Genomic DNA, 9,702 nt, shown 5'->3' on the forward strand with positions numbered 1-9,702 from the left:
GGCGCCAGCGGCCACGACGGCGGCCGCTCCGGCCGCCGCGACGCCCGACGTGCCTGCACCTCCGGCGCCGACAGTTGCGCCCGTGCCGGAGCCAGCAGCGGCTCCCCCGCCAGTTGCCGTGCCGAGCACTCCGCCGATGGGTAGGCCACCCTCGAGTGCAGCGACTCCGGCCGCGCCCAGCACGAGAGGAGCGATGATGCCGCGCATGCCGCGGTTGACGTCTTCGAGTTCGGCCACGAGCGCGGCGCACTTCGCGCACGTGCGCACGTGCTCGTCCACGCGAGAGGACTCTCGCTTGTTGAGCCCGCCGCGCACGAACGCGCCCAACTGCGCGTTGGCCTCAAGGCAGTCCACGTCGCCAGCTGTGGCGAGGTGTTGCTGCAGATAGGCCTGGCGTAGCGCCTCTCGCGCCCTGTACGACAATGCGGCCACGCCATTCGCTGACAGGCCTAGCAGGGGGGCGATCTCTTTGGGGCTCTTCTTCTCAACCTCGGTGTACCACAGCACCGCTTGCCAGCGTTCTGGGAGCGACGTGAAGGCATCGGCCACGAGGCCTTGTTCGAAGTTGGCCAAGGCTGGCTCGTCGGACGACGCTTCATAGCCAAGGGCAGACTCGTAGGGCGACATGTCGTCGCGCGGCCGCGTGCGGATCCCCTTGTTGATGAGATCCATGCCGGTGCGGCGAACGATGGTGAACAGGTAGGCGCGAAACGCGAGGTCGGGGCCGTCACCTTGTTGGAGGGCCCTCAAGACGCGGGAGAACGACTCGGACACCACGTCGTCGATGTCGGCAGGGGTGTTGGTGTATTGCGCGGCGACCTTGCGGGCGGCGGTCGCGTGGCGCTCGTAGAGCACGCCAAAAGCTGCCGAGTCGCCTGCGCGCACGCCTGCGATCAGCTCGGGATCGCTGGACATTTCCGTCCAAAGAGCGATCAGCTCATTGCCCATGTACTCGTCCACCCTGCCGAATGTAGGGAGATTCGTGCCTTCTATCGTCCCCCTTTTTGGGGGCAATGCACAAGGCTACGCTCGCGTGGGATTCGTCACACCCGCCGCATGACGCGTGTCGAGTTTGCGGTATTCCACGAAAACATGCGTCATAGGCGGGCCTCATCACCGTCTCATAGCGCATGACGGTCAACGAACACCTCACGGGCACGGTGGGACCTTCGACACTCTTGGACACGTGGCAGGCGGCGAGCATCGAGTCCGTCTGGTTGCGGCCAGGCGACTGGTACACGCCAGCCGCCGAGGCCCTTGTCGAGGCGCTCGAGGCCCGCTTGGACACGGCGCCGTCCGCGTTCCGCCTGGGGCAGGCCCGATCAGAATCCGGAGTGGGCATCACCGAGGCCATCGATGACATGGCGGTGCTGTTCCGCTCTGCGGGCTTCGAGTCCGCCCCCATCCGCTCCATCCGCGCCCTATGCGAGGGCTGGACGCAGGGTTCAGTTGCTGCTCCGGCCGCACCGCAGATGGCTGACGCCGAGTCGGGCCTTGGTACGGCGGAGTACCTGACGCAGAGGCTCTCGGAGGTCTACGGATTCGCGAACCGACAGGGCACCACGGTGACGCAGACGCATGCGCTGGTGATGATCGACGTCTCCGTTGCCGACGCTGATCCGTGGCAGCGGATGGCGCGCAATGCGGCGGTGGGCCAGGCCCTCAAGGCCGCGTACGGCGACGGCTACCCGATGGCGCGGTTGGGCGATGGCTTGTATGCGGTGCTGGTGGAACGCGGCACGTCTCTGGGACGGGGAGTCGCGGTGCTCCGCGACCACATCTCGGACAGGGCGGTGACGATGCGCGTCGGCAACCTCATGCGCCAGCCCCCTCGAGTTTGGATCGAGTCTCTTCCCGATACCCACCACTACGCGCACGAACTTATCGAGTCGATGCAGCGCTAGGTCGGCACGTTGGTTGTGGCGCGTGACGCGCTGAGGGCGTCACGCGCCACAACCTGTGTGCCGCTCACGGACACCGGTGGGCGTCATGCCTTGCGGTTGTAGGCGCGAATGGCGAGCGGCGCGAACACCGCCACAAAGATCGCGCACCACAAGAGCGTCCAGGCCACGGGACTCTGCCACTGGCCATCATTTGCCGCGACCGTGCCCAACGCGGGATCGTTCCACAGCGCGCGCAGCGCTTGGACCAGGTGCGACAGGGGGTTGGCGTTGGCGAAGGCGGCCAGCCAGTCGGGCATGGACTCGGTGGGCACGAACGCGTTGGATGCGAAGGTCAGCGGGAACAGCGTCATGAAGACGATGCCCTGGACGGCGCGCTGGGACCTTGCCAACAGACCGATGAGCATCGGCCCCCACGCGAGGCTCAACGCGAAGATGATCGCGAGCACCACGCCGCCCAGGAAGTGCCAGATGTCCGTGCCTACACGGAACCCGAGCGCGTAACCGGTGCCCACCATGATGCTGATGAGCAGGACGTAGCGGACCACGTCACCCAGCACCGCACCAAAGAGTGGCGCGATGCGGGAGATGGGCAGCGACCTGAAACGGTCGAAGATGCCCTTCTCCATGTCCGCGTTCAATTGGATGCCGATGCCGACAGACGCGAACGCGATGTTCTGTCCGATGATCCCGGTCACCAGCAACGGCAGATAGTCCTGCACTGACCCCGAGATCGCCCCGCCGAAGATGTAGGCGAACAACAGCGTGAACATGATGGGCGACAACGTGACGTCGATCAGCCCCTCTGGCGTGCGCCACGTCTTGACGAGCGACCGCTTGGCAAGAACCCACGAGTGCCTCAGCACGTCTGTGGGGCCGTGGGGGATGACCGCAACCTCATGGGTTGCTCCTGCGGTGGTCATGCGTCGACCTCCTCGGTCGCGTCCGAAGCGCCTGGCGCGGTGCGATTGCGTTCTCCCGTGAGCGTGAAGAAGACCTCGTCAAGGCTCGGCAACATGAGCGACAGCTCGGTCACCTCAATCGAGGCGGCACGGAGCCGCCCCACCACGTCGGCGAGGGCCGCATCGCCCCGCACAGGCACCGAGAACTCTCCGTTGCGGGGCTGGTCGACTTGTGCCCCGTCCGTGGCGACGTCGGCGAGAATCGCGCGCACGGCGTCGCCCGTGTCCGGCTCCGCTGGCCGCACTCGCAGGGTCTGCGAGCCGACCACCCTCTTGAGCCGTTCCGCAGTGTCGTGAGCGATCACCTCGCCATGGTTGATGACGACGATGTCGTCGGCGAGGGCGTCGGCCTCTTCTAGGTATTGCGTGGTGAGCAGGACGGAGGTTCCGCGGGCGACGATGTCGCGCACCACGTCCCACATGTCCTCTCTCTTGGCTGGGTCGAGCCCGGTGGTGGGCTCGTCGAGAAACACGATCTCGGGGTGGCCCGTGAGAGATGCGGCCAGGTCCAGGCGCCGCCGCATGCCGCCGGAGTAGTTCTTGGCCATCTTGTCGGCAGCCTCGGACAGGTCGAACCAGTCGAGTAGTTCCGCCGCCCGGCCCTTGGCGATGGACGGGCGCATGTTGAGCAGCTCACCGATCATCACCAAGTTCTCTCTGCCGGTGAGCTCCTCATCAACCGACGCGTACTGGCCCGTCAGGCCGACGCGCTTGCGAACCTCACTGGGATGCTTGACGACGTCGTGGCCGGCCACGATCGCGCGCCCAGCGTCCGGACGCAGCAGGGTGGCGAGGATCCGCACGGCCGTGGTCTTGCCGGCGCCGTTGGGTCCCAGCACTCCGAGCACGGTGCCGCGGGGGACCTGAAAGGAGACGCCCTTGAGCGCCTTGGTGTCCTTGAAGGACTTGACGAGGCCGTCGGCCTCGACCGCAATATCAGAAGGCATGAGAAGAAGGTACGACGAATGTCTGACAACGTGCATCGGCTCGCTGAGTCTTCCGCCCAGAGGGAGGGCGCCGCTAGGCTCGCGTGACGAGCTGAGGGAAGTGGTGTGAGTGGCGAGCATAGGCGTGATCGGTGGCGGCATCCTGGGGACGCTCTGCGCGCTCCTGGCGACGGAGCGCGGTTACCACGTCACCATCGTGGAGCAAGATCCGCAGCTCTGGCGCCGCGCGAGCCGTGTCAACGAGGGCAAGATCCACCTGGGGCCGATCTTCGCGCTCGGCGATGAGGCGACGCACCGGTTGATGGTGCGCGGTGCACTAGCCTTCGCACCTGTGGTGGAGCGCGCCGTGGGACACCGCGTCGAGTGGGACCGGCTTGCCTCCGATCCCTTTCGGTACCTGGTGATGGAAGACTCGCTCGCCTCGCCTGAAGAGCTTGCGGCGCGCTATGCCGCGATCAACCGGGTAGCGGCCGACGTCCCAGGCACCTCGTATCTTGGCAGGCCACTCGACCGCGTCGTCGACACGACGGTGCGCGTCGACGACGCCACCGGCCTGGCAAGCTTTGACACGACTGAGCGCGCTGTCGATCCTGAACTGCTTGCCGAGGTGATCCTCGAGGCTGTTCGTGACGCTGGCATCCGGGTGAGCGTGGGAGTCGAGGCAATTGGCATTGAGGAGGACTCGCGCGGCGCCACGATCAGGGTGGCGGACGGGCCCGATCTTGGCCCTTTTGACATGGTCGTCAACGCCACTTGGGAAGGTCAGCACCTGTTTGTGTCGCGCGAGCATCGGCACGCCCTGAACTATCGCGTGAAGGCGGCGGTGAGGATGGCCCGCGACCCGGATCACCGCACCGTCACCATGGTGCACGGACCATACGGCGACGTCGTGCGTCTCGCCACCCACACGTACATGTCGTGGTACCCGTCGGGCAGGATTCTCCACGAGTGGGGCTGGGAACCGTCCGCCAAGGTTGGCGAAGCGCTCGCGTCGATCCAGCACCGCACGGACATCACCGAGCAGATTCTCGACGCCTTGCGCAGCCGCGGCCTGTGGTCTGGCGGTGGCGAGGTGCTCGAGGCCATCGGTGGCGTCATACTCGGGCACGGCTCGGTAGACATCGACGAGCGCCGCTCGGACCTTCACGCCCGTTCCGAGTTCGGGACGACGCGGGTCGGCAGGGTTGTGACGCCCCACAACTTCAAGCTCACGACGGCGCCCCTCGCGGCGGCTCAGGCGATCGACGCGCTCGGAGACATTGCATGAGCCGAACCACCGTACTGATTCCCCTGCATCGGTCCCTGCCGTGGGTGGAGGTGGTCGAGCGCAACGCGAGGGCCCTGGCACCCGTCGCCCACGTGGTCGTGTCGGACGCAGGCGAGGCCGACGACGCGCTGGCGGTGCTTCGTGACCGGCTGGCCGACGTCGACCAGGTGTCCTTCGTGGGGCGTCGTGCGATCGATCCGGGTTGGGTCGCCCACTGCAACGACCTGCAGGCGAGCGTGACGACCGAGTTCCACATGTGGCTGGCACACGACGACGAGATCGGCGCCGACTGGGTAGTCAGCGCCGAGCGCGAACTCGACGCAAACCCGGCCGCGACCCTCGCCTGCGGTTCGATCACCGAACTTCCCGCCACCGAAGCGTCGTCCGTCGACCATCAGCTGCGGAGAGTGGAGTGTGCTCCTGAGCTGTCGAGCACCGACGCGCGGGTGCGCGCCGCGGCGATGCTCTCCCTGCTTGCCCAAGACGCCGCACCGCTGGGCCTGCTGTTTCGCTCGGTGCAACGCAGCGCCGCGACCAGGCCCTTGCCGCACCGCGAAGGCGACGTCTTCTCCGACGTGGTGTGGGCGCTCGACGTTGTCGCGCACGCCCCGGTTGTCGTCACCACGGCCGTATACCGCAAGCGATGGCACCCCGATTCCGAGCACGCGTCGTGGCCGCCGCTCGGCGAGCTTCCAGGAGTGCGGGCGGAGTGGTCCGCGCGGGCGGTCGGCGCGCTCAATAGGGACGACGCCGTGGCTGCGGTGGCGCAAGCGTGGGACGACGAGTTGGCTCGCGAAGCCGTGGCCCTTCGCGCTGCGCTCGCGAAAAGGGAAGACGAGATCAGCCAGCTGCACGCCCAGATCGAAGCGATGGCGGCCACAGTGTCGTGGCGCACCACCGCGCCTCTTCGCTCCCTACGCGCGGCGATGGGGCGTTCCCACGCGCGGAGCGACGGCACGTGACCCGCTATCGCATCCACGTGAAGCCCGGCTCCAGGAAGGGGCCTTTGGTGCAGGCGGGGACCGACGGCCTGCTCACCGTGTTTGTGCGCGAGCGGGCCGTCGACGGCGCGGCCAACGACGGCGTGGTCGCGGTGCTCGCGGAGCACTGGGGCGTGCGCAAGCGGGACATCCGCATCGTGTCTGGGCACGCGGCGCGCATCAAGACCGTCGAGGTCGACGACTAACCGCGATCTACTGAGAGCGGCCCCGCCACACCACCAGGCCGCGGCCCTCGTTGCGTCGGCCGCGTTGGCCGCGTTCCACGATGACGACGTTGCCTGACGGTCCCGTCGTGAACACGCGCGAGCCCACGTCGGCGCGCGGGCGTAGCCGATCCACCTCCGCCTCAAGCCGCTCCACGCGCTTGCTGAGCGACAGGATGCGCGCGATCCCGGCGAGGTTGATGCCCTCTTCTTGACTCATGCGCTGCACCTCGCGCAAGGTCGCCACGTCTCGCAGAGAGTAGCGGCGGCCGCCGCCTGGACGACGCCGGGGCACCACGAGCCCGAGCCGGTCGTATTGGCGCAGGGTCTGGGCGTGCATGCCCGCAAGGTCGGCTGCGGCGGAGATCAGGAACACGGGCTCGTCAACGTCTGGCTGCTCCATGGCTCCTCCTTTCCTGTGGGCCTCACTGCCCAGGCTAGGGCCCTACTTGGCCGCGTCGTCGTACAGGCGTGCCCGCGGGTCGTCGGCAGCGGTCTCAAGGGCGAACGCCTGGAGCGCCTCCTTGGCGGCCTTGGAGAGCTTCGATGGCACGGCCACCTCGACGCGCACCAGCAGGTCGCCGACCCCGTCCTTGGCCACGAGGCCCTTGCCCTTGACGCGCAGCGTCGCGCCGGAGGAGGTGCCTGGAGCGATCTTGACCTTGACTCGCTCGCCCGTGAGGGTGGGCACCTCAACCGTGGCGCCCAGCACCGCTTCGTCAAAGGAGACGGGCAGGTTCATGCGCAGGTTGCGGCCGTCCGCGGTGAACACGGGGTGCTTGCCCACGTGAACGGTCAGGATCACGTCCCCTGCGGGCCCACCACCCGCGCCAGGCCGGCCCTTGCCGCGGATGCGGATCTTCTGGCCATCGGCGACGCCGACTGGCAGGCGGGTGGAGACGCGTTGCCCGTCGATGCCCAGAGTGACGGTAGCGCCTTGGGTGGCCTGACGGAACGAGACTTCGGTGGCTGCGGCAAGGTCGGCGCCCCGCTGGACGCCCCGGCCGCGGCCGCCGAACAGCCCGCCAAGGATGTCTTCGAAGCCTTGGCCGCGCGTGGGACCGCCGCCGAACATGCCGCCAAAGACGTCTTCGAAGCCTTGGCCGCCGCCGGGGCCGCCCGCCTGGAAGCGGGCCCCGCCGCCCATGGCGCGGATCGCGTCGTACTGTTGGCGTTGCTCCGCATCGGAGAGCACGCCGTACGCCTCGCCGACCTCCTTGAAGCGCTTCTCGGCAGCCGCGTTGCCCGGGTGGCGGTCGGGGTGGAGGTCCCGCGCCAGCTTGCGGTAGGCCTTCTTGATATCGGTCGCGGAGGCATCCTTCGGCACGCCAAGAGTCGCGTAGAAGTCCTTGTTGAACCAGTCTTGGCTTGTCACGGTTGCCTCCTTTCTTGTCCGATGGTGCGTGCAGTGTGGCGGTACTAGTCGTCTTCCGGTTGGGCGACGATGACTCGTGCGGCGCGCACCACCCGGTCCCCGAGGCGGTGGCCCGGCTGGGCAACGTGCTGCACGGTTGCCTCGGTGACGTCGGCGCTCGGCTGAGACATCAGTGCCTCGTGGACCTCCGGGTCAAAGACGTCTCCTTGCGCGCCATAACTTGACCAGCCGAAGCGGCCCAGGGCCTCTTCGAGCTTGTCAGCGATAGACGCAAACGGGCCCTCGGCGAGGTCGCCGTGTTGGCGAGCCGCAGCAATGTCGTCGAGCACCGGCAGCAGCGACTCAAGCACCTTGGCCGTTGCCATGTCTGAGATGGCGGCGCGGTCGCGATCCACCCTCTTGCGATAGTTCACGTACTCCGCTTGCAGGCGCTGAAGGTCGGCCAAGTGTTCGGCCGCCTTGACTTCGGCCTGTGTCAGGGCGTCGTCAGCGCCCTCTTCGTCGGCGTCAAAATCGTCGCTACTGGGCGCAGCGTCGTCGATGATCTTCTCGGCTTCCGCCAAAGCGTCGTCGGCGCCGTCGTCGTCTGGCGAGGTGGGTCCGGTGTTGTCTTCCATGAGACGTCCTTCCATGCGCGTCTGCGGCGAGCGGGCTTTCCCGCCCGCCGCCAGGCGTGCGCTGTAGTACTGAACGCTGCAGTCCCTAACTACTTGGTGTCGTCTTCGTCGTCAACGATCTCGGCGTCAACCACGTCGTCGTCGGCAGGGCCGGAGTCGCCAGCAGGTGCGTCGGCACCCGGCTGGTCGCCCGCCTCCTGCTCGGCTGCGTAGATGGCCTCACCGATGCGCTGCGCCTTGGCCACGAGGTCGTCGTGGGCGGTCTTCACCGCGGTGACGTCCTCTCCCTCAAGCGCCTTGCGTACCTCGGCGATGGCCTCCTTGACCTCGTCTGCCACCTCGGCGGGAACCTTGTCCTCGTTGTCGGACAGGATCTTCTCCGTCGAGTACGCGAAGGACTCGGCGTTGTTGCGAGTCTCTGCCTCTTCGCGACGCTTGGCGTCCTCTGAGGCGTGCTCCTCCGCGTCCTTGACCATGCGGTCGATGTCTTCCTTCGACAACGCAGAGCCGCCGGTGACGGTGATGGAGGATTCCTTGCCGGTGCCGCGGTCCTTGGCGTGGACGTGGACGATGCCGTTGGCGTCGATGTCGAACGTCACCTCGATTTGGGGCACGCCGCGCGGGGCCGGTGCGATGCCGCCCAGCTCGAACGTGCCGAGCAACTTGTTGTCGCGGGCGAACTGGCGTTCGCCCTGGAACACCTGGATCATCACGGACGGTTGGTTGTCATCAGCGGTGGAGAACACCTCTGAGGACTTGGTGGGGATGGCCGTGTTGCGCTCGATGAGCTGCGTCATCACGCCGCCCTTGGTCTCGATGCCGAGGCTCAAGGGGGTCACGTCGATGAGCAGCACGTCCTTGCGCTCGCCCTTGATGACGCCAGCCTGCAGGGCGGCGCCCACGGCCACCACCTCGTCGGGGTTGACGCCCTTGTTGGGCTCCTGGCCCCCTGTGAGTTCCTTGACCACGTCGCTCACCGCTGGCATGCGGGTGGAGCCGCCGACCATCACCACGTGGTCGATGTCAGCGAGCTTGATGCCGGCGTCCTTGATGACCTGGTTGAAGGGCGCCTTGGTGCGGTCGAGAAGATCCTTCGTCATCTCCTGGAACTTGGAACGCGTGAGCTTGGTGTCCAAGTGGACGGGGCCGTTCTCGCCGATGCTGAGGTACTGGAGCGAGATGGTGGTCTGCTGGGCCGAGCTGAGTTCCTTCTTGGCCTGCTCAGAGGCCTCACGCAGGCGCTGCAGGGCCGACTTGTCCTTGGACAGGTCCACGCCTTCAGAGTTCTTGACCTCCTTGACCAGGAAGTCGACGATGCGCTGGTCCCAGTCGTCTCCACCGAGGCGGTTGTCGCCAGCGGTGGCGCGCACCTGGATGGTGGAGAACTCGTCCTCGTCCTTGCCCACCTCGAGCAGGGAGACGTCGAACG

General features: G+C 67.1%; 11 protein-coding genes. 4 read left to right on the forward strand and 7 right to left on the reverse strand.

The features are described 5' to 3' along the window. A partial coding sequence (locus QZZ33_RS03025; protein ID WP_291378065.1) for a sigma-70 family RNA polymerase sigma factor occupies positions 1–960 on the reverse strand: 960 nt, incomplete at its 3' end. 170 nt (positions 961–1,130) lie between these two features. Here QZZ33_RS03025 and QZZ33_RS03030 point away from each other — a divergent pair. Then, a complete protein-coding gene (locus tag QZZ33_RS03030) occupies positions 1,131–1,904 on the forward strand; it encodes a hypothetical protein (RefSeq protein ID WP_291378066.1) in 774 nt (257 codons plus the stop codon). An 83-nt stretch (positions 1,905–1,987) separates the two neighbouring features. Here QZZ33_RS03030 and QZZ33_RS03035 read toward each other — a convergent pair whose 3' ends face one another. After that, entirely contained in the window at positions 1,988–2,824 is an 837-nt protein-coding gene (locus QZZ33_RS03035; protein WP_291378067.1) for an ABC transporter permease, read from the reverse strand. Further along, the gene (locus QZZ33_RS03040) at positions 2,821–3,810 is read right to left on the reverse strand and encodes an ATP-binding cassette domain-containing protein (RefSeq protein ID WP_291378069.1); all 990 of its coding nucleotides are present in this window, start codon (positions 3,808–3,810) and stop codon (positions 2,821–2,823) included. Before QZZ33_RS03040 ends, QZZ33_RS03035 begins: the two co-directional genes overlap by 4 nt. A gap of 109 nt (positions 3,811–3,919) precedes the next feature. On the opposite strand from QZZ33_RS03040, the gene QZZ33_RS03045 reads away from it, so the two are divergent. The 3 genes from QZZ33_RS03045 to QZZ33_RS03055 are packed head-to-tail and all read left to right on the forward strand — an operon-like array spanning position 3,920 to position 6,263. Then, the gene (locus QZZ33_RS03045) at positions 3,920–5,077 is read left to right on the forward strand and encodes an FAD-dependent oxidoreductase (RefSeq protein ID WP_291378070.1); all 1,158 of its coding nucleotides are present in this window, start codon (positions 3,920–3,922) and stop codon (positions 5,075–5,077) included. Then, a complete protein-coding gene (locus tag QZZ33_RS03050; RefSeq protein WP_291378071.1) occupies positions 5,074–6,039 on the forward strand; it encodes a glycosyltransferase family A protein in 966 nt (321 codons plus the stop codon). Before QZZ33_RS03045 ends, QZZ33_RS03050 begins: the two co-directional genes overlap by 4 nt. Next, a complete protein-coding gene (locus QZZ33_RS03055) occupies positions 6,036–6,263 on the forward strand; it encodes a DUF167 domain-containing protein (RefSeq protein ID WP_291378074.1) in 228 nt (75 codons plus the stop codon). Before QZZ33_RS03050 ends, QZZ33_RS03055 begins: the two co-directional genes overlap by 4 nt. 7 nt (positions 6,264–6,270) lie before the next feature. Here QZZ33_RS03055 and QZZ33_RS03060 read toward each other — a convergent pair whose 3' ends face one another. The 4 genes from QZZ33_RS03060 to QZZ33_RS03075 form a co-directional block, all read right to left on the reverse strand. Beyond that, the gene (locus QZZ33_RS03060; protein ID WP_291378076.1) at positions 6,271–6,684 is read right to left on the reverse strand and encodes a MerR family transcriptional regulator; all 414 of its coding nucleotides are present in this window, start codon (positions 6,682–6,684) and stop codon (positions 6,271–6,273) included. A gap of 42 nt (positions 6,685–6,726) precedes the next feature. Next, positions 6,727–7,656 (reverse strand): DnaJ C-terminal domain-containing protein, encoded by a 930-nt coding sequence (locus QZZ33_RS03065; protein WP_291378078.1) that lies wholly within the window; start codon positions 7,654–7,656, stop codon positions 6,727–6,729. A 44-nt stretch (positions 7,657–7,700) separates the two neighbouring features. Next, entirely contained in the window at positions 7,701–8,273 is a 573-nt protein-coding gene (gene grpE, locus QZZ33_RS03070; protein ID WP_291378080.1) for a nucleotide exchange factor GrpE, read from the reverse strand. 89 nt (positions 8,274–8,362) lie between these two features. Continuing rightward, positions 8,363–9,702, reverse strand: a 1,340-nt coding sequence (locus tag QZZ33_RS03075) for an Hsp70 family protein (RefSeq protein ID WP_291378082.1), incomplete at its 5' end; no start/stop codon positions are given.

It is taken from the genome of Demequina sp. (genome assembly GCF_016278775.1).
GTDB lineage: Bacteria > Actinomycetota > Actinomycetes > Actinomycetales > Demequinaceae > Demequina.